The following is a 22,511-nucleotide window of genomic DNA, read 5'->3' as shown; positions in this document are numbered from 1 at the left end:
CGCAACCGATTAGCGCTCCGCCCTCGGCCGTCCTCGCCGAAGTGCCAGATGTCACCGAGGAGGAGGGCCGAGATGAACCAGAACCTGATCCTGATCGCCGACGACGACAGTGACGTCCGGGACATGCTGACCGTGACGCTGGAGGAGGCCGGATACCAGGCCGTCGCCGTGAAGGACGGCAACGCCGCGGCCCGCATCATGACGGTCGCCAAACCGGTCGGCATGATCACCGACGTACGCATGCCGAACATGAACGGGATGGAGCTGTGCCGGCTGGCGCGCAACACCCCGGAGATCCGCGACATGGCGATCCTCATGGTGTCCGGGAACAGCCACACGTACGACGTGGACGCGGGCCTCAGCGCCGGCGCCGACGGCTACCTGGCGAAGCCGCTGTCGCCGCGCGCTCTGGTGGCCGAGTTGCAGGCTCTGATCAGCCGCCGCTACGCCGGAACGGCTTCCTGAGCCGATCCGCCGGTTGGCGACCTTGCGTGGGAATTCCTGTGGAATTCCTATGCATGGTCGCCAACCTCTCGCATTCTCCCGAAACGACGGATATCGTTACGCCCGGCCCGTGCCGCTCCCCCCGTAGCGGCACGGGCCATTCCTGTTCGCCGGGTTTCTCCCGAATCAGACCCTGGCGCAGGTCAGCACCGGCGTTCCGGAACTGCCCGACCCGATGAGCCCGAACTGGGCACTCCCGCCGGCCGGCAGCGTCCCGTTCCAGGCCGCGTTGCGGACCGTGACGGTCGAGCCCGACACACTGAGCACGCCACCCCAGACCTGGTTGATCGACTGACCGGAGGCCAGGGTCCAGGTGACCGCCCAGCCGTTCGGCGTGCCACTGCCCGCGGCGACGGTGACCTCGCCCTGGAAACCACCCTGCCAGGAACTCGTCGTCCGGAACGTGGCGGTGCACGACCCGCCCGTCGACGGCGATCCGGAGGGCGACGCGGACGGCGAGGTGGACGGCGACGCCGAGTTCGACGGTGACGGTGAGGCCGTGGACGGCGTCACGCTGGGCGAGGTCGACGGGTCCGGCGCCGAGCTCGCCAGGCTGTACGCGAGGTCCGGCTGGAACGACCCGGCCGTGTAACGGCACCCGTCCGCCTCACCCGGCGGCTTGACCCACAGGTACCCGTCGATGTTCGCGTCGCCGGTGTTCGTGGTCGGGTACTGCCCGATCCGCCGGTCGGTGTTGTCGTCGCCGCACCAGTCACCGCTGGCCCCACCGTTGCGGCTGGTGTCGATCACCTGCCGCTTGCCGCTGATGCCCTGACCGTTGAGCGCGCTGATGATCGACCGCCCGTACGCCGCCTCGCCCGAGGTGCCGTTGAAGTTCGACACGTTGGTGTAGAAGCCGTCGGCGGCGGCCACACCGGCGGCCGCCAGCCGGGACGCCTGCTCGCCGGCGCTGTTCCAGGTGGAGTGCCCGGCGTCCAGGTAGACCTTGGCGTTCGGGTTGGCCGCCTTGAGCGTCTGCGTGGCGGTGCGCAGCGCCTGGTTGCGGGCCGCGATCTCGTTGCTGCTGAGGCAGGTGAGCAACGCGATCGAGTCGGGCTCGAGAATCACCACGGCGGTCTGGCCGCCGAGTCCCTGCGCCGCCCCGTTGATCCAGGTCTGGTACTGCGTCAGATCGGGCGCGCCACCCGAGCTGGCGCCACCGCAGTCCCGGTTGGTGATGCCGTAGAGGGTGAGCACCGGGATCTGCCCGGCCGCGTTGGCGGCGCCGACGTAGGCCGACACCTCGTTGCGGATGGTGGAGACGTTGAACGAGGCGAACCAGCGCGAGGCGGGCTGACTGGCGATGCGGTTGCGGATCACCGTGGCACGTGAGTCGTTCGGGTTGGCCTGCACCCACCGCGACACGGCGGCGTCCGGGTCGCGGTAGAGCGTGCCGCTGATCGTTCCGGCCGACGCGGCGCCGGTGGCGGCCCAGAGGCCGCCGGCCACGGTGGCGGACACCACGGCCGTGGCCAGAATCTTGGAACGGGAACGGGATGGGGACACGGGCACTCCTGGGGATGAGGTCGACTGCCAGTGTGGGAGCGCTCCCACGATAGGCGTCGATACCCGGCCACCACAAGAGAGGTTGTTAAAAGAAAAGGCCCGACCGGAGATCCGGTCAGGCCTTCGTCCAAGGGTGGAGCTGAGGGGACTCGAACCCCTGACCCCCACACTGCCAGTGTGGTGCGCTACCAGCTGCGCCACAGCCCCTTGCTTGCCCCCGGGGCGTTTCCCCCGGGCACGCTGGAAATACTACACACCCCCACCGGGCCCCTTCCGGCACCCCCCTCAGTTGAGCGAGACGTCCGGCGGGAAGTGGGCGACCGCGGCGAGGATGTCGCCCTGCCGGCGCAGGACCATGGCCCAGAGATCATCCGGGCGCTCGACGAACGGGTCGCCGGGCAGCGCGTCGAAGACGAACCAGGAGCCGCTGGCGATCTCCTCCTCGAGCTGGCCCGCGGACCAGCCCGAGTAGCCGGCGAAGACCCGGATGCCGGTGACGTTCTCCCGCATCCGCTCCGGGTCGGCGGAGAGGTCGAGTGTGCCGAGCGCCCCGCTGACCGGATGGAAGCCGGACAGCCGCTTCTTCACCTCGGGCCGGGTCCGGGCGAGGCAGATGGCCGACTCCGGCTGCACCGGGCCGCCCTCGAAGAGGACCGCCGGGTCACCGGCCAGCTCACCCCAGGTGCCGAGGACCTCGGCCACCGGAACCTCGGTCGCGCGGTTCAGCACGACCCCGAGCGCGCCGCCCGTCTCGTGGGCCACCAGCAGCACGACCGTCCGGTCGAAGTTGGGGTCCTTGAGGGTGGGCGTGGCGACGAGCAGCCGACCGGTCATCGACTCCACCGACCGGCCTCCGATCCGCTGCTGCTCACCGAACACCTGATTACCGCCGTCCAGTCGACGTAGCCATGTCAGCACATTAGCTTGGCTTTCCGGCCACCGATAAGGTCTGGACATGAACCCGCCACCTACGGCAGCAGAGATCGGCGTCATCGGCGGATCGGGGCTGTACGCGCTTCTTGATCACGCCACCGAGCACGAGGTCGACACCCCGTACGGTCGTCCGTCGGACCGGATCACCGTGGCCGAGGTGGGTGGCCGCCGGGTGGCGTTCCTGCCCCGCCACGGCCGTGACCACCGTTTTCCCCCGCACAAGATCCCCTATCGGGCGAATCTGTGGGCGCTGCGCTCGCTGGGTGTCCGGCAGATCATCGCCCCGTGCGCGGTCGGTGGCCTGCGACCGGAGCTGGGTCCGGGCACGTTCGTGGTGCCGGACCAGCTGATCGACCGGACCAGTGGCCGTGAGCAGACGTTCTACGACTCCGGTGCGGTGCACGTGTCGTTCGCGGATCCGTACTGTCCGGTGGGCCGGTCGACGGTGCTGGATTCCGCCGAGCGGGTGAAGGCGGTGGACGGCGGCACCATGGTCGTGGTCGAGGGCCCGCGTTTCTCCACCCGGGCCGAGTCCCGCTGGTTCACCGCGATCGGCGGCACGATCGTCAACATGACCGGCCATCCGGAAGCCGTCCTGGCACGCGAGCTGGCCCTCTGTTACACGGCGATCGCCCTGGTCACCGATCTGGACGCGGGCGTCGAGGGCGAGCACGGCGTGACCCAGGAGGAGGTCTTCGCCGTCTTCGCCGACAACACGGCCCGGCTGCGCGACGTTCTGCTCGACGCGGTGGTCAAGCTGCCCGCCGAGCGGACGTGCGCGTGCAAGGACGCCCTGGCGGGCATCAAACTGCCGATTCAACTTCCCTGATCCGTACGCCGTACGCGGCGCCGAACTGAGGCCCGGCGCCGCGGCGACGGGTCAGACCACCGCGCAGGTGGCGTTGTTGAGGGTGAAGGCGCCGGGTTCGGCGGTGTTGCCACTGTGGGTGCCCTGGAAGCCGAAGGTCTGGGATCCGCCGGCGGTGAGCGTCCCGTTGTAGGAGACGTTGGTGGCGGCGACGGCCCCGCTGGCCGGGCTGACGGTGGCGTTCCAGGCGTTCGTCACGGTCTGCCCGGACGGCAGGGTGAACCGGAGGGTCCAGCCGTTGACCGCCGCGGTGCCGGTGTTGGTGACGGTGACCGACGCGGTGAACCCGGTGTTCCAGGCGTTGACCGTGTAGCCGACCCGGCAGCCGCCGGCCGGCGACGGGCTGGACGCGGAGGGACTCGGCACCGAGGGGCTGGGTGACGACGGGCTGGGTGACGACGGGCTGGGCGACGACGGCGTGGTGGTGTCGAGCCCGAGGAAGTGGACGGCGGCGGCCGCGTCGACGGGCAGGTTGTGGCTGACCCCGTTCATGCTGATCGCCTCCACCGGTGCGTTGTCACCGGTGCCGCCGTACCGGGTCCGGGTGTGACCGCTCTGCGGGGTGTCGATGAACGACGGCGTCTGGGTGAGGCCGTGCACGTTCGTCCACTGGTCGATCTGCTCGCCGAAGTTCGGGTAGCGCAGGATCTCGTCGTTGGTGCCGTGCCACGTCTGCATGCGCGGGCGGCGTCCGGTGTATCCCGGGTAGGCGTTGCGGACCAGGTCACCCCACTGCTGCGGGGTCTTGGTGACGAGGCCGTTGGCGCAGTCGCTGTTCCACTCGGAACCGTTGGTGGTGGCGAAGCATCCGAACGGAACTCCGGCGAACGCCGAGCCCGCGCTGAACACGTCGGGGTAGAGACCCAACAGGACGTTGGTCATCATCGCCCCGCTGGAGACGCCGGTGGCCACGATCCGGTTCGCGTCGACCGGGTACCGCGCCCGTACGTAATCGATCATCGATTTGATGCCGACCGGGTCGCTTCCGCCGTCGCGGGTGAGCGCCTGCGGGGAGGCGACGTCGAAGCACTGGCTGCTGCGGGTCACCGACGGGTAGATGACGATGTAGCCGTACCGGTCGGCGAGCGAGGCGAACTGGGATCCGCTGTAGAAGGCCGGCCCGGTGCCGGTGCAGTAGTGGACGGCCACGAGCAGACCCGGCCGGGGCGCCAGGTTGTCGGGCACGTAGAGGTACATCCGCAGGTTGCTCGGGTTGGCGCCGAAACCGGTGACCTCGGTCAGCGCGGCCGCGGAGGCGGGCGGGGGAAGAGCGACCGCGGCCAGTGCCGCGATCGTCGTGGTGACCAGTGCGGCGAGCAGGAGCTTGAGTCTCTTTCGCATCGGGGGTTCCTCGCACGATTCGTGGGGATGGGGACGCTTCGGTGTGGGGAGCACCCTAAGCATCGACAAGTATTTATCTTCGACGGTGGCCGCGCCAGGCCGTCCCAGGAGCCGCGCGGACCGGCGACGGGGCGTATGATCCGTCGGATTTCACTGCACAGCGACGACCCACGGCCGTCGAAGGGGACCCCCGGTGACTCGACCGCACATCATGAGAACCGTCGGCGCGCGCGTCGCGGCGGCGGCACTGCTGCTGGCCGGCCTGGCCGGTGGTGTCTATCTGGCACAGCGACCCGGCCACGGTACGGACGCCGTCGGCGCCGCCGAGACCCAGCGGCTGCTGGCCGATCGCGAGCGGCAGCACGCCGCCGCGCGGGCCGCCCGCGACGAGGCGGAACGCATCGCCGCGCAGAAGGCGAGCGCCGTGGTGAAGACCGCCGTCGCCGACGCGCGGGCGCTGGAAACCGCCCGGAAGAAGGCGGAGGCGGAGAAGGCGGCCGCCGCCAAGCGGGCCGCCGAGGTGGGCCCGGTGCCCTACACCGGAACGATCCCGGCGGCGTGCCGCAGCCTCAGCGGCAGCCGCGAGGTCGGCTGCGCCCTGATGATCGATGCCGGCTTCGAGTTCAGCGAGTTCTCCTGCCTGAACAAGCTGTGGGACCACGAGAGCGGCTGGAACTACCGGGCCACCAACCCGTCGTCGGGCGCCTACGGCATCCCGCAGGCCTACCCGGGCAGCAAGATGGCCTCGATCGCCGACGACTGGAAGATCAACCCGGCCACCCAGATCAAGTGGGGCCTCGGCTACGTCAAGGGCCGGTACGACTCCCCGTGCGGTGCCTGGAACCACTTCCAGGACGCCGGCTCCTACTAGACGGATCGTTGCGCGCCGCGATGCCGGCGCGCACCTGATCCCGGTTCAGCATCGCCGCCACTTCGGAGGACCGAAGGTCGTCGCCACCAGACTGGCGTTGCTCGCCGGGCTTCCGGTGACGCGCATCGTCTCAGCGACGGACACGTTCACCGATGTGCCGCACGGGGCCCACGCCGCCGGGTGGGGTACGGCGCTGGTGTTCCAGGCACCGGTCTGCGGGCCCACCACCTTCTCGGTGTCGCGTACCGTCCATTTGAGGCCGGTGAACCACATGGCCGTGGAAAGGGTCGCGGTTTCGGTCGCGTCGAGGGTGACGGTGGCCTGGTTGTCCACCGCGGGGATCTGATAGGTCCATCCGGCCGGAGTAGCCACGCTCGCGAAGAGGACGCAGCTCTTGTAGTCGTTGCCCGAGACCGAGAAATCTCGATACCGCACCGTGATCGTCCCGGACGGCAGCACATGCGCGTCGACGGGCAACCTGGTACCGGCATGGCGGCGGCAGCCGCTGCCGTTCGCGTTGAGCAGCTTCACGGTGAGCTGCGGTTGTGTCCCCGATGGCAGGGAACTCGCCGAGGCGGACGGCACGAACAGGGACGTGCCGACGAGCGCCATCACGATCAACTTCAATCCAGACATGGGACCCCCTCACAACGAGAGATCTGGCGGGGAGACCCGGTCGGCCACAGAAGGCCCCGTCGCCGACCGGTCGGCGTTCGCACGTCAGCACTTCTTCCAAGACACGTTGAAGATCGTCGACGCCTTCGTGTCGGTGTCGATGAGTTCGGCGGAATTCGAGGAGGCCCCCTTCACCCGCAGCGTGTTGTTGACGTTCAGGTCGAGCGACTCGTTGCACGGCGCGTAGATGAGGGTGCCGACGTTGCTCATCGTGGTCCAGAGGTTGGTGGTCGGACCGTTGATCGAATTGTTGGCCGACGCGTTCCACGGGCTTCCGGTGAACCACGCGTTCATCTGCAACCTGGCCCACGACTGCCAGCCCAGGTCGGGCGTCACCCGGTTGATCACCGAGGTGACCGCATAGGTCCAGCCCTGGGGTACGGACACCCGGATCGACACCTTGCAGCTCTTGTAGTCGTTGCCGTACACCCGGAAATCGCTGTAGGACAGGCTGAACGCGGTGTTGTCCGCGGTGGGCTGAGCGGAGGTGGTACCCGCGGGGCAGCCGCTGCCGAAGGCACCCAGCACCTTGAGGGTGATCACCGGCGCCGGCGCGGCCTGAGCCGCCACCGGGAGAAGCGTTGCCAGAAGCGCTCCCGCGAGGGTCGCCGCCGCCTTCTTATTCGTACGGAACATGAGAACTCCCTTTATCGTGATGTTGTGGAATCAGCACTGCTTCCATTTCAAATGGAATATGGTCGACACGCGGGCGTCCTGAGCGAACAACTCCATCGAACTCGTCGCGGGCCCGGCGACCCGCAGTGTGGTGTTGAGAATCAGGTTGGCCGACGTGCCGCAGGGGGCGAAGATCAGCGCGCTGGCGGCACTGTTCGTCTGCCAGAAGTCGTCGTACGCCCCGTTGAAAGTCTGGTCCGCGCGCAGGGTCCACGGGAAACCGGTGAACCACGAATTCATGATGATCCGGCCGGACGCGCCCTTGTCGAGAACGGCGTAGCCCCGATTGAAGACCTCGTACACCGAATACGTCCAGCCCGCAGGAATGCCGACGATGATCACGACATTGCAGTTCTTGTAACTGCTGCCGGTCACCTTGAACTTGCTGAAGCTCACGGAGAACGCCGTCTTGTCCGGCACGTCGGTGGTGACGCTCGACGACTCCGGGCAACCGCTGCCGTTGACAGCCTTGACGTTCAGGGTGACGACGGGGTCCACCAGCCGAGGCCGCGCCTGCGCCACCGAAGGGATCAGCGACACGGTCAGCAGCACTCCGGCGACCGCGGCCGCCATCACCCTTCTCAACCCGAACATGGGATCCTCCCATTCACTGCATGCGCCAAAAATTGTTGAATAGCCGGACACTTCGCTGTCTCGACGAATGCGATGGTCCCGCGAAATTGGGCGGCTACGGCCGCGACCTCGATCCGGTTCCATGAAAAGGCCGCGTGGGCCTGTCGCCGCCCGCCCGCGACCACCGCTGACAAGGTGAATAACGGGTCGCTTTTCGGCTTCGCGGGCAGTCCGGTGATCTTGTAAATGATCCGGTGACTCAGACCGGCCACCGCCTGGATTGCTCCGCCGAGCCTACTCACGCCGCCACCCGATCGGGTTCGAACGAACAGCGACTGCCTGAACGGCGGAGTCGCCATGGGGTTTCCGGGGGATCGGCCCGGGAACGAATATGACGAAGCGGCCCGGTTCACGCTTTTCGTGAACCGGGCCGCTTTCCGTTTACCGGCTCATCAGCCGATCGTCAGGTTCAGCCGCTTCGTTCCGGTGCTTGGCACGTTCACCGTGGTCGGGTGCGAGCCGGAGCCGCAGACGTTGCCATCGCCGCGCCGCTCCCACCGGATCCGGACCTTCCGGCCGCCGATCACCGGGTGTGCACCTTGACCTTCGCCCGGGTCACGGCGCTCGGTTGAGCCCCCATGGCCACCAGGCAAGCGATCACGATAGACGTCGATCCGTCGCCACCGGCCGCAGCATGGATCGGCCTCGAGTTCCCTCGACACCCAGAATCGGCAGCGCCCTCCACGCACCCACCGACCCGGCCGGTCCACCGTGACGCGGGGCGTCTGAGGCCTCGACCTCCGGGCAGAAGGGAAACGGCCCCCGGTTCGCTTTCGCAAACCGGGGCCGCCAGAGGGTGGAGCTGATGACCGCCTACTTGAACCTCGGCGCGCAGGTCGAACAACCGCGGGCGACCGTCGACAGATAACCGACCGAACCCCACCCAGCACTCCGATACCGGGCTAACCTCTTAGCTAAGGAGGTCGTCATGTCCGAAGCAGCCGCGCAGTTCAACATCCACGACGCGAAAACGAACCTCTCGCGGATCATCGACCGCGTCGAGCACGGCGAAGAGATCATCATCAGCCGGGCCGGCACACCCGTCGCCAAGGTGATTCCACTCAACCGCAGAGTTGACAGGGTCGGCAGAGGCTCCCTCGCCGGACAACTCGTCGTGGCAGACGACTGGGACTCCGCCGAGGTGAACGAGTCGATCGCGCGGGATTTCGGCCTCGGATGAGCCTGCTCCTCGACACGCACGTCGTGCTGTGGTGGCTCACGGACGACCCCACGCTTTCCGCTGAGATCAAGGAACGCCTCGATCATGAACCGGACGTCTACATCAGCCCGGCGACGATTTGGGAAGTAGCCATCAAGCAGTCGCTCGGCAAACTCGAGAAGCCAGCCGATCTCCCTGAACGCATCCGCGACAGCGGCTTCCGGCACCTGAACATCACCGCCGAGCACGGCATCGTCGCAGGACGGCTCCCGCTGATCCACCGAGACCCGTTCGATCGGATGCTCATCGCCCAGGCCAAGGTAGAACACCTGACCCTGGTCACGCGTGACGCGCACATCCACAAATACGACGTGCCCGTCCTACCCGCCTGACGCACCCACCGCCACGTGGGGTCACCGCAACGCCACCACCTTCACCGAGACCGGTGCCGCGTTCGGCAGCCAGAACCCGCGGCAGGCGCACTCCCACCAGACCGCCTACGCCGCGGTGAAGGCGGGCAACCCGGCGCTCGCCATCCGAGCCTGGCAGGAGTGCTACGACGGGCACGCCGGCTATCCGCGCAACCAGAACTGGGCCGGCACCCGCGTCGAGGGCCGGCCGTGCTCGAGCCGGTCGACGAGGCCGGGTTCTCCGCCAACGCCTCAGCCCAGTACGGGCCTGGCCGCCATCCAGTGCCTAGCCCTGATCGGCGACAAGCTCCCGGGCTGACGCCACCAGGTGATCCAGCACCGCGAGGGTGAGATCGGCCACCTGAAACCGGTCCACCCTCGCGACGTCCAGGGTCAGCTGGGTCGCAAGCCGCCGGTTCCAGTCGTTGCGGAACACCGGATGCAAGCCGGTGAGGTCGCCGTCGCGGAACTCGTCCAGCACGGCGGCGTCAGCGGGCCGGGCCAGGCCACCGTGTTCGTTCGCGGACAGCGCCTGGCCTAGCTCCGGTCGGCCCCGCTCGACGAGCATCCGCTGGATCGCCGGCAGCACCAGGGCCGGCAGCAGCGCCACAGCCAGGTCGTGCGCCTTCCGCCGGGCCTCGACAGCGGTACCCTCGCCCACGTCGACCTGTACACACGGCCGGAACAGCCACCGGGCCGCCGGGGCCTTTCGGCCCTCGGAGCGCACGTCCACACCGATCCACGCGTGCGGGTCGCCGTTCGGATGCCGACGCCAGGCCAGGAACATCGGATTGCCGGGGTTCGTGCGGGTCGCCTCGGCCTCCCCGTCCCGCTCCCGCAGCACCCGGTCGAGGTCGAGAGCGACACGGCGGGTGACGAGGTCGGGCACGTACCAGCCCCGGGACTCACCGATGACACCCTCGGCCTGCTGGTCCCAGCTCGCGAACAGCCCGGCGATCTCCCCGCCGAGCCAGGCTGCGTGCGGATCGGTGCTGTCACGCCACGCCCCGTAGAGCTCGACGAGCCCGACCGCCCGCCACGGATCCGGCGGCACATCGCCACGATCCAGAGTGCAGTAGAAGAGGGCCGCCTGATACTTCTCCGCCCAAGCCCGATACCGGTCGAGCTGATCCCCGTGCTCGGTCGACGCGCCCTTCAACTCCAGCACCGCCACCGGATGGTCCGCCCGGTACACGACCAGGTCGAACCGGCTCCGCGCGGCCTTGCCCTCACGCCGGACTCGGTACTCCGCGTCCGGCAGCCCCAGCACCCGGACCAGCGGCGCCGGATCCCGCTCGAACAGAAACGCCAGCAGATCACTGGCACTGTTCTCGTTGGCGATCAGGCGGCCCAACGCCTCGTCGTTCTTCGGCACTTCAAGATCATAAAACCTTCTCGATGGCATGCCCGCACGCTCGGCAGGACCCGCTCGTATCGGAAGCAGAACGACTTCGGCCGCGCCACCCGAGCGGGTGACGCGGCCGATGATCTTGCAGTGGAGGTGCCGGGAATCGAACCCGGGTCCTTCGTTGCTTTGTCAGGGCTTCTCCGAGCGCAGCTCACTATGTCCCTACTCGGCCCTCCGACTCACGTGAGCAAGTTCGGACGACGGGCCCAGTCACTGATTGATCTCGCCGCAAGGTCCCCGTGACCGGGACCCATTGGCCAGCCTCCTAGCTGATGCCGGCAGCTGGGACGGAGGCGCTCCCAGACCGACAGACCACGCTACTTGCCTCAGGCGGCGAGAGCGTACTGGTCAGCGTCAAACTTATCGTTGGCGCTTATAGGTTTCCGACGACCGATTCTCGAGACGACGTCGGCTTCCTCGGCTCGCTTCCCCTGTCTCCACGTACGAAGTCGAAACCAGTCACCCCCATGTCCATGTCACAGCCTCGCAATCTTAGCTCACCCGGCAACTGCCGCCACCGATGGCACAGGTGACCGGCTTCACCAGATCCCTCAGGTCTTTCTCGGCCTGGAAGCCGACGCTGATCGAGGACCCGCCGGCGAGCGACTTCCCGCGCAGGGTGACGGTGTTGCCGCTGAGGCTGGCCGTGGCGTTCCAGGCGCCGCGCAGTTCGAGCCCGCTGCCGGAGGGGTAGGACAGGGTGACGGTCCAGTCCCGTGCCGCCGTGCCGTTGTTGGTGACCCGCAGCGCGGCGATGAACCCGTCCCGCCAGGAGGCGCTGGTGGAGTAGCTGACCGACAGATCGGAGGCGGCCGGGGTGGAGCTGGTGCGCGACGGCGTCGGGCTGGGCCGTCCGGTGCTCTTCGACGGCGAGGGTTTGGCCGAGGTGGACGCCGACCGGGACGGTGTCGGCGATGCGGAGGGCGAAACCGAAGCCGAAGCCGACCGTGACACGGACGGCGACGGCGACGTCGAGGACGGGGACGACGCTGGCGTCGACTCGGTTGTCGGGCTGGTGGCGGGCAGCGAGCCCTCGGCTGCCTGGAGATCGGCGGTCGGCAGGACCAGCCGCGGATCACCCGCCTCGGCGGAGCCACCCGAGCGGAACGCGATCCAGCCGACCAGGGCGAGCAGGACGGCGGCGGCCAGACCGAGGACGGATCGGGCCAGGATGAACTGACGTGCGGCGTGCTTCGACAACGGGGCGGGTCTCCCTCGGGGTAGCGGAAGATCAGCGACAGGTGATGATCAACGGTGGATGATCAATAAGCCTGGCCGGGCAGAATACCCCGTCAGTCCATCCCCTTCGCACGGCGGCCCATCGCCCGGTTGATCTCCCGTTGCGCGTCCCGGCTGGCCATGTCCTGACGCTTGTCGTAGCTCTTCTTGCCCTTGGCCACCCCGAGTTCGACTTTCGCGTACCCGTTGTGGAAATAGACCGAGAGTGGCACCAGGGTGACGCCGTCGTCGCGAAGCCTGCCCAGCATCTTGTGGATCTCTTCGCGGCGCAGCAGCAGCTTGCGGGGCCGCCGGGGCTCGTGGTTGGTCCAGGTGCCCTGCGTGTACTCCGGGATGTGCATGCCGTGCAGGTAGATCTCACCCTCCCGCTCGTGGCCGAACGCGTCGACCAGCGAGGCGCGCCCGGCGCGCAGCGATTTCACCTCGGTGCCGGTGAGAACCATGCCGGCCTCGTAGGTGTCCAGGATGGCGTAGTCGTGATGCGCCTTGCGGTTGGAGGCGACGAGCTTGCGGCCCTGTTCGCGTGGCATGACCGCGGACCTCCCGTTCGTGTGGACCCGAACGGAAAGAGTACCCGGGGTTCAGCACAGGCAGCCGGGCAGGTAAACGAGCGGATTGCGGGGCACACCGCCGAAGCGCGTCTCGAAGTGCAGGTGCGCCCCGGTGGAGGCGCCGGTGCTGCCCACCCGGCCGATGATCTCGCCGCGACGGACGTACTCGCCGACCCCGACATAGATGCGGGACTGGTGTGCGTAGCAGGTGGTGAACCCGTGTCCGTTCACCCGTCCGTGGTTGATGCACGTGTAGCGGCCGTAGCCGCCGTTCCAGCCCGCCTGGATGACCCGCCCGGACGCGGCGGCCCGGATCGGGCTGCCCGAGCCGGCCGCGAAGTCGGCGCCGGCATGCAGTTGCCACACCCGGTAGTAGGGGTCGTAACGGTTGCCGTAGTCGCTGCTCTTCCAGCCGTGGACGGGCATCAGCAGGCGGCCGCCGGAGTAGCGGCTGCCGACGCCGGCCCGGCTCTCCCAGCCGCGCATGGCGGCACGGATCCGGTTCTCCGCCCGCACCGCGGCCCGGTACTGCGCCAGCACTCCGGCGCGCTGTGTCTCGGCGGCCTGCAGCGCGGTCCGCCGGGCCAGCACCACCCGGTTGAGGTCCTGCTGGGCGCGGACGGCGGCGGCCTGCGCGTTCTGCGCGGCCCGGAGCCGGTCGACGGCGGCCTGTTCGGCGGTCTCGGCGATCCGCTTCGCGGCGCCGGCCCGGTCCTGCGCGATCCGGGCGGTCCGGCGGGCCACGGTGAGCGTACGGACCTCGCCCTGCTCCTGATGCATGAGGTGTTCGACCAGCCCGAGGCGGTCCATCAGATCCTGCGGCCCGGTCGCCCCGGCAAGCAGGTTGAGCCGGTTGAAGGTGCTGCCCATGTAGCTGGCGCGGGCGATCTCCTCGACCCGTTCGCGGGCGGCGTCGACCTGGCCGGCGGCGACGGTGTACTCGTCGGCGACCCGTTGATGATCGGCCCGGGCGGCGTCGGCCTGCCGCCGGGCGGTGTCCGCCTCGACCCGGGTGGCGATCACCACGCCGCGGGCGGTGGCCACCCGGCGCTGGACGGCCGGCAGGGCGGCGGTGGCGCGGGCCAGGCTGCTCGCGGCGGCCCGGGCATGGGCGCCGGCGTTCTCCAGGAGCGCCTCGGCACGACGGACGGCGCGGGCCGCGTCGTCGGCCGGATCAGCCGCGGCGGGCACCGGCACCGCCAGCATGAACCCGAACAGGGCAACGAGGCAGAGGCAGGCGGCGATCAGGCGATCAGGTCGGCAACACCCCACGGCGCCACGCTACCGCGACTAATCGTCCGGAAAGCCCCAAATCGCCCGATAGCCGCAACCCTGGACAGGGTTGCGGCCATCGGGACTTACACGTACTTGTGTGGCGTCAGACCTTGAGGTAGAAGCGCAGCGTCACCCAAGCGGTGACCGCGCTGAACAGCGAGGCGACACCGGCCAGCAGCGGCAGCATCAGCCACACGTTGCCGTTGGGGATCGGCGTGAGGATCGTGGCCAGCGCCTGGAGCTTGTTGTCCAGCACGATGATCTTGCTGACGAACAGCGCCACGAAGCCGAGGATCGAGCCGATCAGGCCGGCGACCACCGCCTCCAGCACGAACGGCGACTGGATGAACCAGTTCGACGCGCCGACCAGTTTCATGACCGCGACCTCGCGCCGCTTGCTGTACGCCGCCACCTGGATGGTGTTACCCACCAGCAGGAGTGCCGCGACCGCCATGAAGCCGGCCACCACCAGCGCCATCACCTGGATCGAGTTGAAGACCTTGAAGACCTTGTCGAGCAACTCGCGCTGGTCGATGATCTGCCGGATGCCCTCCTTGCCCTCGACGGCCTTGGCGAAGTCGGCGTACTTCTCCGGGTTGCTGAGCTTGACCCGGTACGACTCCGGCAGGCTGTTCGAGCCGACCGCGTTCACGAAGTCGGGCGTGTCGGCCCAGAGCTTCTGGAACCGCTTGAGAGCGTCTTCCTTGCTCTCGTAGGTCTTCGAGATCACCAGCGGGCTACCGTCGATGGCCTGGTCGATCGCCAACTTCTGACTGTCGGTGACGTCGTCGTTCAGGAAGATCGAGACCTCGATGTTGCCGTAGTAATACTCCTTCATCTGGTCGACCTGCATGTACAGCAGCACGCTGGCGCCCAGCATGGTCAACGAGACCGACATGGTGATGATCATGGCGATCGTCATCGTGACGTTGCGCCACAGGCCCACCAGGACCTCGTTGAGGATGTACTTCACGCGCATCGGGGGGATCCTTCCAGGACTCCGCGTGTCACTGCTTCAGTTTCGGTACGGGGGGCGGAGCCGGGCCTAGCCGTAGACACCGCGCGCCTGGTCCCGAACGATCCGGCCGCTCTCGATCTCGATGACCCGGCGGCGCATCTGGTTGACGATGTTGGAGTCGTGCGTGACCATCACGACGGTCGTACCGGTCCGGTTGATCCGGTCCAGCAGGCGCATGATCTCGATCGAGGTGTCCGGGTCGAGGTTACCCGTGGGCTCGTCGGCCAGCAGGATCAGCGGGCGGTTCACGAAGGCGCGGGCCACCGCGACACGCTGCTGCTCACCACCGGAGAGCTCATGCGGGTACCGGTGCTCCTTGCCGCCGAGGCCGACCAGCTCCAGCACCTCGGGGACGACGCGCCGGGCGACGGCCTTCGTCTTGCCGATCACCTCAAGGGCGAAGGCGACGTTCTCGTACGCCGTGCGGTTGGGCAGCAGCCGGAAGTCCTGGAAGACGCAGCCGATCGAGCGCCGGAAGTGGGGAACCTTCCAGGACCGCAGCGTGGTCACGTCCTTCTGATTCACCACCACCTTGCCACGGGTCGGGGAGACCTCGTGGAGCAGCAGCTTGATGATCGTCGACTTACCGGAACCGGAGGGACCGATGAAGAAGACGAACTCACCCTTCTCGATCCCGACGCTGACATTGTCCAACGACGGCCGAGACGCCTTCGGGTACGTCTTCGTCACGTTCTCGAGCAGAATCACGGGACTGGAGTCTACGCGGTGTAACGAAATCGCCAACCCCACCGGGGTCGGGAATATTCACAAGCTGCGGTAACACCGGGAACGGGCGCAACCCGGCCTGACCGAGCGTTCAGGTCAGGTTGCGCACGGTCACGGATCAGCCTATGAGGCGAGCTGATTCTGCTTCCGCCAACGGATGCCCGCCTCGATGAAGCCGTCCACTTCGCCGTCGAAGACCGACGAAGGGTTGCCGGTCTCGAACTCGGTGCGCAGATCTTTCACCATCTGGTACGGGTGCAGAACGTACGAACGCATCTGGTCGCCCCATGATCCGGTGGTGTCCAGCTTGAGGCCGGCCATCTTGGCCTCCTCCTCCTGGCGCTTCCGCTCCAGCAGCCGGGCCTGGAGGACACGCATCGCGGCCGCCTTGTTCTGCAGCTGCGACTTCTCGTTCTGACAGGAGGCCACGATGCCGGTCGGGATGTGGGTCAGCCGGACCGCCGAGTCGGTGGTGTTGACACTCTGCCCACCGGGGCCGGACGAGCGGTAGACGTCGACCCGGATCTCGTTCTCCGGAATGTCGACGAACTCGGTCTGCTCGACCACCGGCATCACCTCGACACTGGCGAAGCTGGTCTGCCGGCGGCCCTGATTGTCGAACGGACTGATCCGCACCAGGCGGTGGGTGCCGGACTCGACGCCCAGGGTGCCGTAGGCGTACGGCACCTTGACGGCGAAGGTGGCCGACTTGAGGCCGGCCTCCTCCGCGTACGACGTGTCGTAGACCTCGGTCGGGTAGCCGTGCCGCTCGGCCCAGCGCAGGTACATCCGCATGAGCATCTCGGCGAAGTCGGCCGCGTCCACTCCGCCGGCGCCGGCCCGGATCGCCACCACGGCCTCACGGGCGTCGTACTCACCGGAGAGCAGAGTGCGGACCTCCATCTCCTCGATCGACTTGCTGAGGGTGGCGACCTCGACGCCCACCTCGGCGATCGAGTCGGCGTCACCTTCGGCCTCGGCCAGCTCCAGCAGCACCCCGGCGTCATCGAGACGGGAGCGCAGGCGTTCCAGCTTGGAGAGCTCGCCCGAGATGTACGCCAGTCGGCTGTTCACCTCCTGAGCACGGGCCTGGTCGTCCCAGAGGTCCGGCGCGGAGGCCTGCTCCTCGAGGTCCGCCTTGTCCCGGCGCAACTTGTCGACGTCCAGGACGTTCTCGATGTTGCGCAGGGTCGCGTCGAGGGCCTTCAGTTGCTCGGGAAAGTCGGCAGCGGTCACGACACTCAAGACTACGCCGCCCGGCCAGAATGCTGGCCGGGGCGGGTCCGTTCATTCGGTCGGGACGGCTTTGAGCCAGGTGAGTGCGGCCTTGTGGTAGGCGACCGCGAACTCCAGGGCGGCCGCGCCGTACTGGTCTCCGTTCTTCTTCGCCTCCTTGGCCTGCTCCTTCGCCATCGCCATGGCCTCCGAGTGGTACTGGTTCGCGGACGTGTAGAGCTCCTGCAACTGGTCGCCGGAGTGCTGCTGACCGAAGGCGACCCGCAGAGCGACCGGGTTGCGCAGCGCGTCCCGGCCCGGGGCCTCGGCGAGCCACCTGCTGAAGGCGCGCTTGCCGGAGGCGGTGATGGCGTAGGGCTGACTGGACCGGGGGCCCGGCTTACCGAGGCGGACGTACCCCATTTCGGCCAGTACGGGCAGTTCGCGGTAGACCTGGCTCCGCGTCATCGACCAGTAGGGCCCGAGGCGGCGTTCGGCAGCCGCCATCAGCTGACCACCGGTCATCGCCCCCTCGTGGAGGAGGCCGAGGAGGGCAGCCGCCGTCGGATTGATTTGGAAGTCGGGCATGCCTTCTAAGCTGCCACTTTGTCGCGCCGCCGTCCAGGATTTAGCCTGATCCGTCCAGTTTGCGCCTCCACAAACGACTGTCCCGCACAGACAGTCCGACAACGAGTGAGCGGGACTGGCGATTCCGCCTCCAAATGCGCGTTGACCAGGTAATATGGTGCACCCAAACGGTCAGACGGCGTGTTGCGGGCATGATTCCGGCGAAAAGGCGGATACTGCCGTGCTAAACCAGACAATCTGGGCAGAGCAGCACATTCGTCACCCGGAAGCGGATCCGCCGGCGCGGATCGGGCCACCGGGCGGCGGTCGGGGACAGGATTTCGCCCATCGCCGCACCCCACCGACGGCCGGTCGGGCCTGTGCAGTTTCGCCGGTTACCCTGAGCCCCATGACTGACCGCCAGACCGCCACCCCGGAGACCGTCGAGGAATCCCGGCTCACCGTGGCGCTGCTCGCGGCCGCCGCCCTGGCCTGGACCGGCGCGATGCTCTGGTCGGCCCGGGCCACCATCACCGGCCGGGCGGACGCCGCGATGGAGGTGACCTCCACGGCGTACGCGCTACCCGGCGCGGTCACCGCCGACCTGGTCGCCGGCTCCGCCGTGGCGCTTCTGGTGCTCACCCTGATCAGCGCGCGCCGGCCGCTCGGGCCGACCGCCCGGTTCGCCGTGGCGACCGGCTCCGGCCTGGTCGTCGGGCTGCTGAGCGCCGTCCCGATCATCACGATCAACACGGCCGGCACGATCTACGCGGTCGTCGGAGGCACCGTGGCCGCGGCCGCGACCATCGGCGGCGCCCTGGCCGGCCTGCGGATCCCGTCGGTGATCGCCGCGGCCGGGGCCGGCTCGGTCGGCGTCTTCCTCGTCGGGTTCGTGCTGAATCTCTTCCAGTCCCCGGTGCTCGACGCCTTCGGGGCCGGGGACACCGCGTCGTCGGCGCAGGCGGCACAGTGGTTCTCCTACAGCCAGGCGGCGCTGAGCGGTCTGACGGCCGGCCTCATCGCGTACTTCATGCTGCGCCGCCGTGCCGGACTGCGCTGGCCGCTGTACGCGCTGGCCGGCGCCGGCCCCGGCCTGCTGCTGGTGATCGGCGAGCTGCTCGCCCGTACCGCCGGCGCCGAAGTGCTCGAGCTGGCCGGCAAGGTCAGTGAGCTGGAGCAGACGGTGCAGCAGATGCTCAGCTCGGCCCGGCTCAACAACGGGCTCATCGTCCTCTTCGCCGGCGCGTTCACCGCCATCGTCGCGGTCGGCCGGACCCTCGGCCCCGCCCGTGACGAGGGCGACGAGCAGTCTCAGATCAGTTCGTCCAGCTCGGAGACGGCGTACCACTCCAACTCGTGATCCTCGGCGCCGTCGACGGTGAACTGGGCGTCCGGGTCACCGGCCAGCGCCTCGTCGACCACCTCGGCGGCCGCCGCCACCGCCTCGACCGCATCGGTCCCGTCCACGTGGATGCTCGCCAGCTCGGCCAGGCTCACCGGTTGCGGCAGCCGAACCGTGCTCGACCCCAGCTCGGTGTCCTCGCTGGTCAGACCGGCGGCCGGGACGTCGGCCGAGAGAACCACCCGGCGGCGCGGCGCTGACGGATCCTGTCGCAGCAGGTGCAGGGCGCCCTGGGCGGCACGGGTGAAGGCGACGTACTCCAGCTCCTCCTCGTCGCCCTCCGCGTACCACTCCCGGAGCCCGGGCGTCACCGCGTGCGCGACCAGCGTCTGATCGCCGAGCCGCCCATCGGCCCGCAAGGCGGTGAGCATCGGCAGCGTGGCCGGCAGGTAGACCCGGACCAGGTCGGTGATCGGCACCGTCATTCCTCCTGCACTCGGCGGTCGGGCGAGCACAGTACACCGTCATCTCGGCCCGGACACGCCCCATTCCATCAGGAGTCTCCGGATCGGGGTCGCACCGGGTCCGCCGCACGCCATCGGTGGCAAACTGAGGCCGTCGAAAGGAGGATCCGTGCCCGAGCCCCGTTTCCTGCTGCTGTCCGACGTGGCCGCCGAACTGAACGTCTCCGACTCGCAGGTCTATCACATGGTCCGCAGCGGCGAACTCCCCGCAATCAAGATCGGTGGGCGCGGTCAGTGGCGCGTCGAGCGCTCCCAGCTGGAGAAATACATCCAGGAGAGGTACGCGGAAACTGCCGCGTGGGTGCGCGACAACCCGCTGGCCGACCGTGAGGCGGAATGAGGGGGCGGGCGGCTTTTGTGCCTCTTCCCGGATCGATGACCGACGGTTGACCGGTCGAAGGAGACTGGACGAGACTTCACGTCATCGAAGGCAAACGGAGGCAAACGCAAGGATTGGCGGTGGCGATGCGATCGACGGTCGAGAAGGCGTCCACGGGAAGCCGTCCGGCGATTCGGCTGCGCCCGGTTCCCCGGTCCGACCCCCCTTTCGACGACGAGTTCGCCCCGGAGGTGTGGGCCCCGTCCCGGCAGTTAGCCCTGGACTGGCCGGGCCATGCTCAAACGGCCCCGGAATGGCCCGGCAACACACAGCCACCCCCGGAGCCGGGTAACGCACAGCCGCCCCGGGCATGGTCGGGCAACACGCAGCCGACCCCGGAGCAGTCGGGCAACACGCAGCCAGCTCTGGGGTGTTCGGGCAACACGCAACCGGCACCGGGTTGGTCAGGCAACACGCAACCGGCACCGGGTTGGTCGGGCAACACGGAAACGGCCTTGGCGGGTTCCGGCAACGCACAGCCAGCGCTGAAGCGGTCCGGGAACGCACAACCAGCGCCGAAGGGACCAGCTGGAGCACAGCCGAACCTGGAGTGGCTCGGCAACGCACAGCCGGCGACGAAAGGACAAGCTGGAGCACAGCCGGCGGTGGAGTGGTCCGGCAACGCACAGGCGGCGGTGAAGGGACCAGCTGGAGCGCAGTCGGCGGTGGAGTGGTCCGGGAACGCACAACCAGCGCCGAAGGGACCAGCTGGAGCGCAGTCGGCGGACTGGCCCGGCAACGCACAGCTGTCGCCCCCAGGGCCGCGGCCGGCGTCCGCCGCCGTGGCCGGAGCCTCCAGTGACGCGCGGCTTGCGGCCCGGCGGTTCGTGCAGCTGTGCGTCGAGGTCCTCAACGGGTTCCGGCCGGCCGCTCATCTGCGGCGGATGGCACTGCCCGCCGAGGCCGCCGACGTGGTGGCGAAGGGCCTGGCCGGGGCACGCCGGGCCGCCGAACTGCGCCGATCGAGCCGCCCACGTTCCCGGCCGCCACGCCGCCACGCCCCGGTCGCGGTGCTGCGGTTGCGGCTGTGCGAGCCGCGGCCAGGCGCCGTCGAGGCCGCGGTCACGCTGGCCACCGGCGAGCGGACCTGGGCGATGGCCTTCCGGATGGAGCTGCACCAGCAGACCTGGGCCACCACCGCCCTCCTGATCATCTGACACTCCACCGCTCACACTCCCGGGGCGCCCGTCAGCAACCAAGCGGCGGCCGTCCCGGGCCTCACCCACCTCACCGCCACCAAGCGGCGGCCATCCCGGGCTCCACCCAACCCACCGTCGCACCACCAAGCGGCAGCCGCCCCGGGCCCTCGCCCACCCGGCCGCACCACCAAGCGGCAGCCGCTCCGGGCCCCCACTCACCCCACCGTCGCACCACCAAGCGGCAGCCGCTCCGGGCCCCACCTACCCCATCGCCGCACCACCAAGCAGCGACCATCCCGCCCCGCCCAACCCATCACCGCACCACCAAGCGGCAGCCGCCCCGGGCCCTCACCTACCCGGCCGCACCACCAAGCTCGCCGCTGCGCGAATGGGCGTGCCTGTAGGTGTTCTGGTGGCTGTGCACTGTGGCCGATCTTGCCCAGCTGGTTATGAGGGCTGTCTTGAGCGCTCGAGACAGCCCTCACAAGCAGCCGGAACCGATCGGCTGACATCCGGACAGTCCGCCGCGGGTGGCCGGGACATCAATGCCTTCGCGCTGGTCGGATCCGTAACGCAGCGGTCTGGATCTTGGACCTCTCGCCACCGCATCCGGTGGCCGATCGCCCAAGGTCGCCGGCCGTGAGAAAGGAGCCCCGGCTGCGGGCGGGACGGATGACGCCGGATGCAGGCAGCAGGGCACCCGAACGTCGGAATCTTGGACGCCATGCCACCGGAACCGGTGGGAAAACGTCCAAGGTCGCCGACTGAGGGCGACAGTGCCATCAGGGCCACTGGATCTTGGGCGTCTCGCCACCGTATTCGGTGGGAAAACGTCCAAGATTGCTGGCTGCGGGGGTACTTAGCGGGGCGCGAGGCCGCGCGGCGCGAGGCGGGGCCGCTCGGGACGAGGCAACGCGAGGCAGCGCGGCGGGAGAGCCCTCGGAGCGAGGCAGCGCCGGGGGACGAGGCGGGGACGAGGCGGGGCCGGGGGCGAGGCGGGGCCGGGGACGAGGCGGGGCGAGGCAGCGCGGCGCGAGAGCGCTCGGGACGAGGCGGGGCGGGGGCGAGGTAACGCGAGGCGGGGCGAGGCAGCGCGGCGGGAGAGCCCTCGGAGCGAGGCGGGGCCGGGGGACGAGGCGGGGCCGGGGGACGAGGCGGGGCGAGGCGGGGGCGAGGCAACGCGAGGCGGGGCGAGGCGGCGCGGCGCGAGAGCGCTCGGGGCGAGGCGGCGCGGCGGGAGGCAGCTCTGGGGGCGACGCGAGGCGGCGCGGCGCGGGGCCGCTTGGGGCGAGGCGGGGCGGGGTGGGCGTGGGGTGGGGTGGGGATGCGGACGGGGGGGGGGGGGGGGGGGGGGGCGGCGCCCCCCCCCCCCCCCGGGGGGGGGGCGGGGGGGGGGGGGGGGCGGGGGGGGGGGGGGGGGGGGGGGGGGCCGCGGTGCGTCCAGGGGGTTTCGGCGGGGTCGGGTAGGGCGCCGCTCGGGCGGTAGGCCTCGCTCAAGGTGGTGAGTATCAGGTGTTCGCCGACGGCGGGGACGGAACCCGGCTCGGCCACCA

General features: G+C 69.1%; 25 protein-coding genes, 1 tRNA gene and 1 other RNA gene. 9 read left to right on the top strand and 18 right to left on the bottom strand.

Annotated features, from left to right (window positions below; all coding sequences use genetic code 11):
- Positions 1-72 precede the first annotated feature (72 nt).
- Positions 73-465: a response regulator transcription factor gene (locus tag J5X75_RS19200; protein WP_208468782.1), complete on the top strand. Its 393-nt coding sequence runs from the start codon at positions 73-75 to the stop codon at positions 463-465.
- A 165-nt stretch (positions 466-630) separates the two neighbouring features.
- Here the strand turns inward: J5X75_RS19200 and J5X75_RS19195 are convergent, their stop codons facing one another.
- The 3 genes from J5X75_RS19195 to J5X75_RS19185 form a co-directional block, all read right to left on the bottom strand.
- On the bottom strand, positions 631-2,010 hold the full coding sequence (locus J5X75_RS19195; RefSeq protein WP_307798157.1) for a glycoside hydrolase family 6 protein: 1,380 nt from the start codon (positions 2,008-2,010) through the stop codon (positions 631-633).
- Positions 2,011-2,144: 134 nt separating this feature from the next.
- Positions 2,145-2,217 (bottom strand) — tRNA-Ala (locus tag J5X75_RS19190).
- 78 nt (positions 2,218-2,295) lie between these two features.
- Positions 2,296-2,844, bottom strand: coding sequence for a YqgE/AlgH family protein (locus tag J5X75_RS19185; protein WP_208468983.1), 549 nt, complete (start codon positions 2,842-2,844; stop codon positions 2,296-2,298).
- A gap of 121 nt (positions 2,845-2,965) precedes the next feature.
- On the opposite strand from J5X75_RS19185, the gene J5X75_RS19180 reads away from it, so the two are divergent.
- A complete protein-coding gene (locus J5X75_RS19180) occupies positions 2,966-3,772 on the top strand; it encodes an S-methyl-5'-thioadenosine phosphorylase (protein WP_208468780.1) in 807 nt (268 codons plus the stop codon).
- A gap of 51 nt (positions 3,773-3,823) precedes the next feature.
- Here J5X75_RS19180 and J5X75_RS19175 read toward each other — a convergent pair whose 3' ends face one another.
- Positions 3,824-5,152 (bottom strand): extracellular catalytic domain type 1 short-chain-length polyhydroxyalkanoate depolymerase, encoded by a 1,329-nt coding sequence (locus J5X75_RS19175; RefSeq protein WP_208468779.1) that lies wholly within the window; start codon positions 5,150-5,152, stop codon positions 3,824-3,826.
- A 193-nt stretch (positions 5,153-5,345) separates the two neighbouring features.
- On the opposite strand from J5X75_RS19175, the gene J5X75_RS19170 reads away from it, so the two are divergent.
- On the top strand, positions 5,346-6,023 hold the full coding sequence (locus J5X75_RS19170) for an aggregation-promoting factor C-terminal-like domain-containing protein (RefSeq protein WP_307798156.1): 678 nt from the start codon (positions 5,346-5,348) through the stop codon (positions 6,021-6,023).
- 45 nt (positions 6,024-6,068) lie between these two features.
- Here J5X75_RS19170 and J5X75_RS19165 read toward each other — a convergent pair whose 3' ends face one another.
- The 4 genes from J5X75_RS19165 to J5X75_RS45515 form a co-directional block, all read right to left on the bottom strand.
- Positions 6,069-6,659, bottom strand: a complete 591-nt coding sequence (locus tag J5X75_RS19165) for a DUF4360 domain-containing protein (RefSeq protein ID WP_208468778.1) — start codon at positions 6,657-6,659, stop codon at positions 6,069-6,071.
- Positions 6,660-6,743: 84 nt separating this feature from the next.
- A complete protein-coding gene (locus tag J5X75_RS19160) occupies positions 6,744-7,334 on the bottom strand; it encodes a DUF4360 domain-containing protein (protein WP_208468777.1) in 591 nt (196 codons plus the stop codon).
- A gap of 30 nt (positions 7,335-7,364) precedes the next feature.
- The gene (locus J5X75_RS19155) at positions 7,365-7,967 is read right to left on the bottom strand and encodes a DUF4360 domain-containing protein (RefSeq protein WP_208468776.1); all 603 of its coding nucleotides are present in this window, start codon (positions 7,965-7,967) and stop codon (positions 7,365-7,367) included.
- A 431-nt stretch (positions 7,968-8,398) separates the two neighbouring features.
- Positions 8,399-8,533 carry a hypothetical protein gene (locus tag J5X75_RS45515; protein WP_274383586.1) on the bottom strand — a complete coding sequence of 45 codons (135 nt, stop codon included), beginning with the start codon at positions 8,531-8,533 and terminating at the stop codon, positions 8,399-8,401.
- A gap of 401 nt (positions 8,534-8,934) precedes the next feature.
- Between J5X75_RS45515 and J5X75_RS19150 the strand changes: the two genes are divergently transcribed.
- Genes J5X75_RS19150 through J5X75_RS46025 form a run of 3 tightly spaced genes read left to right on the top strand, consistent with a single transcriptional unit; the run spans position 8,935 to position 9,894 of the window.
- On the top strand, positions 8,935-9,186 hold the full coding sequence (locus tag J5X75_RS19150; RefSeq protein ID WP_208468775.1) for a type II toxin-antitoxin system Phd/YefM family antitoxin: 252 nt from the start codon (positions 8,935-8,937) through the stop codon (positions 9,184-9,186).
- Positions 9,183-9,557, top strand: coding sequence for a type II toxin-antitoxin system VapC family toxin (locus J5X75_RS19145; protein ID WP_208468774.1), 375 nt, complete (start codon positions 9,183-9,185; stop codon positions 9,555-9,557). Before J5X75_RS19150 ends, J5X75_RS19145 begins: the two co-directional genes overlap by 4 nt.
- Complete coding sequence (locus J5X75_RS46025) at positions 9,511-9,894, top strand: exo-rhamnogalacturonan lyase family protein (RefSeq protein WP_208468773.1); 384 nt, start codon at positions 9,511-9,513, stop codon at positions 9,892-9,894. The genes J5X75_RS19145 and J5X75_RS46025 overlap by 47 nt, the downstream gene beginning before the upstream one ends.
- Here J5X75_RS46025 and J5X75_RS19135 read toward each other — a convergent pair.
- From J5X75_RS19135 to J5X75_RS19095, 9 genes are all read right to left on the bottom strand, one after another.
- Positions 9,862-10,950, bottom strand: a complete 1,089-nt coding sequence (locus J5X75_RS19135; protein WP_208468772.1) for a hypothetical protein — start codon at positions 10,948-10,950, stop codon at positions 9,862-9,864. The two genes, J5X75_RS46025 and J5X75_RS19135, sit on opposite strands and share 33 nt — an antisense overlap.
- Positions 10,951-11,068: 118 nt before the next feature.
- Positions 11,069-11,450: a transfer-messenger RNA gene (gene ssrA / locus J5X75_RS19130) on the bottom strand.
- A gap of 25 nt (positions 11,451-11,475) precedes the next feature.
- Positions 11,476-12,183, bottom strand: a complete 708-nt coding sequence (locus J5X75_RS19125) for a cellulose binding domain-containing protein (protein ID WP_208468771.1) — start codon at positions 12,181-12,183, stop codon at positions 11,476-11,478.
- Between the two features lie 92 nt (positions 12,184-12,275).
- Entirely contained in the window at positions 12,276-12,752 is a 477-nt protein-coding gene (smpB, locus tag J5X75_RS19120; RefSeq protein ID WP_208468770.1) for an SsrA-binding protein SmpB, read from the bottom strand.
- A 51-nt stretch (positions 12,753-12,803) separates the two neighbouring features.
- Positions 12,804-14,045 carry a M23 family metallopeptidase gene (locus J5X75_RS19115; protein ID WP_307798155.1) on the bottom strand — a complete coding sequence of 414 codons (1,242 nt, stop codon included), beginning with the start codon at positions 14,043-14,045 and terminating at the stop codon, positions 12,804-12,806.
- A gap of 106 nt (positions 14,046-14,151) precedes the next feature.
- Positions 14,152-15,027 (bottom strand): permease-like cell division protein FtsX, encoded by an 876-nt coding sequence (gene ftsX, locus J5X75_RS19110; protein ID WP_208468769.1) that lies wholly within the window; start codon positions 15,025-15,027, stop codon positions 14,152-14,154.
- 66 nt (positions 15,028-15,093) lie between these two features.
- Positions 15,094-15,774 carry a cell division ATP-binding protein FtsE gene (gene ftsE, locus J5X75_RS19105; protein ID WP_183224950.1) on the bottom strand — a complete coding sequence of 227 codons (681 nt, stop codon included), beginning with the start codon at positions 15,772-15,774 and terminating at the stop codon, positions 15,094-15,096.
- A 141-nt stretch (positions 15,775-15,915) separates the two neighbouring features.
- Positions 15,916-17,028 (bottom strand): peptide chain release factor 2, encoded by a 1,113-nt coding sequence (gene prfB, locus J5X75_RS19100; protein ID WP_208468768.1) that lies wholly within the window; start codon positions 17,026-17,028, stop codon positions 15,916-15,918.
- Positions 17,029-17,079: 51 nt separating this feature from the next.
- Positions 17,080-17,595 (bottom strand): PadR family transcriptional regulator, encoded by a 516-nt coding sequence (locus tag J5X75_RS19095; RefSeq protein ID WP_208468767.1) that lies wholly within the window; start codon positions 17,593-17,595, stop codon positions 17,080-17,082.
- A 388-nt stretch (positions 17,596-17,983) separates the two neighbouring features.
- Here J5X75_RS19095 and J5X75_RS19090 point away from each other — a divergent pair, with 388 nt between their 5' ends.
- Positions 17,984-18,934: a hypothetical protein gene (locus J5X75_RS19090; protein ID WP_208468766.1), complete on the top strand. Its 951-nt coding sequence runs from the start codon at positions 17,984-17,986 to the stop codon at positions 18,932-18,934.
- On the opposite strand, the gene J5X75_RS19085 is transcribed toward J5X75_RS19090, so the two are convergent.
- A complete protein-coding gene (locus tag J5X75_RS19085) occupies positions 18,886-19,401 on the bottom strand; it encodes a DUF6912 family protein (RefSeq protein WP_208468765.1) in 516 nt (171 codons plus the stop codon). The genes J5X75_RS19090 and J5X75_RS19085 overlap by 49 nt on opposite strands.
- A gap of 148 nt (positions 19,402-19,549) precedes the next feature.
- Here J5X75_RS19085 and J5X75_RS19080 point away from each other — a divergent pair, with 148 nt between their 5' ends.
- Positions 19,550-19,780 carry a helix-turn-helix transcriptional regulator gene (locus J5X75_RS19080; RefSeq protein WP_208468764.1) on the top strand — a complete coding sequence of 77 codons (231 nt, stop codon included), beginning with the start codon at positions 19,550-19,552 and terminating at the stop codon, positions 19,778-19,780.
- 821 nt (positions 19,781-20,601) lie between these two features.
- Positions 20,602-20,976 (top strand): Rv3235 family protein, encoded by a 375-nt coding sequence (locus tag J5X75_RS46410; protein ID WP_208468763.1) that lies wholly within the window; start codon positions 20,602-20,604, stop codon positions 20,974-20,976.
- The last annotated feature ends 1,535 nt before the right edge of the window (positions 20,977-22,511 follow it).

It is taken from the genome of Actinoplanes flavus (assembly GCF_017592555.1).
Lineage (GTDB): Bacteria > Actinomycetota > Actinomycetes > Mycobacteriales > Micromonosporaceae > Actinoplanes > Actinoplanes flavus.
This window is presented reverse-complemented; position numbering and strand designations above follow the sequence as displayed.

What these genes read in the sequence shown, in the direction of transcription:
- J5X75_RS19175 (WP_208468779.1), bottom strand. Translation starts at nt 5,152, where the DNA reads ATGCGAAAGAGACTCAAGCTCCTGCTCGCCGCACTGGTCACCACGACG.
- J5X75_RS19145 (WP_208468774.1), top strand. Translation starts at nt 9,183, where the DNA reads ATGAGCCTGCTCCTCGACACGCACGTCGTGCTGTGGTGGCTCACGGAC.
- J5X75_RS19185 (WP_208468983.1), bottom strand. Translation starts at nt 2,844, where the DNA reads ATGACCGGTCGGCTGCTCGTCGCCACGCCCACCCTCAAGGACCCCAAC.
- smpB (WP_208468770.1), bottom strand. Translation starts at nt 12,752, where the DNA reads ATGCCACGCGAACAGGGCCGCAAGCTCGTCGCCTCCAACCGCAAGGCG.
- ftsX (WP_208468769.1), bottom strand. Translation starts at nt 15,027, where the DNA reads ATGCGCGTGAAGTACATCCTCAACGAGGTCCTGGTGGGCCTGTGGCGC.
- J5X75_RS19085 (WP_208468765.1), bottom strand. Translation starts at nt 19,401, where the DNA reads ATGACGGTGCCGATCACCGACCTGGTCCGGGTCTACCTGCCGGCCACG.
- J5X75_RS19150 (WP_208468775.1), top strand. Translation starts at nt 8,935, where the DNA reads ATGTCCGAAGCAGCCGCGCAGTTCAACATCCACGACGCGAAAACGAAC.
- J5X75_RS19180 (WP_208468780.1), top strand. Translation starts at nt 2,966, where the DNA reads ATGAACCCGCCACCTACGGCAGCAGAGATCGGCGTCATCGGCGGATCG.
- J5X75_RS19090 (WP_208468766.1), top strand. Translation starts at nt 17,984, where the DNA reads ATGACTGACCGCCAGACCGCCACCCCGGAGACCGTCGAGGAATCCCGG.
- J5X75_RS19160 (WP_208468777.1), bottom strand. Translation starts at nt 7,334, where the DNA reads ATGTTCCGTACGAATAAGAAGGCGGCGGCGACCCTCGCGGGAGCGCTT.
- J5X75_RS19165 (WP_208468778.1), bottom strand. Translation starts at nt 6,659, where the DNA reads ATGTCTGGATTGAAGTTGATCGTGATGGCGCTCGTCGGCACGTCCCTG.
- J5X75_RS19200 (WP_208468782.1), top strand. Translation starts at nt 73, where the DNA reads ATGAACCAGAACCTGATCCTGATCGCCGACGACGACAGTGACGTCCGG.
- J5X75_RS19155 (WP_208468776.1), bottom strand. Translation starts at nt 7,967, where the DNA reads ATGTTCGGGTTGAGAAGGGTGATGGCGGCCGCGGTCGCCGGAGTGCTG.
- J5X75_RS19095 (WP_208468767.1), bottom strand. Translation starts at nt 17,595, where the DNA reads ATGCCCGACTTCCAAATCAATCCGACGGCGGCTGCCCTCCTCGGCCTC.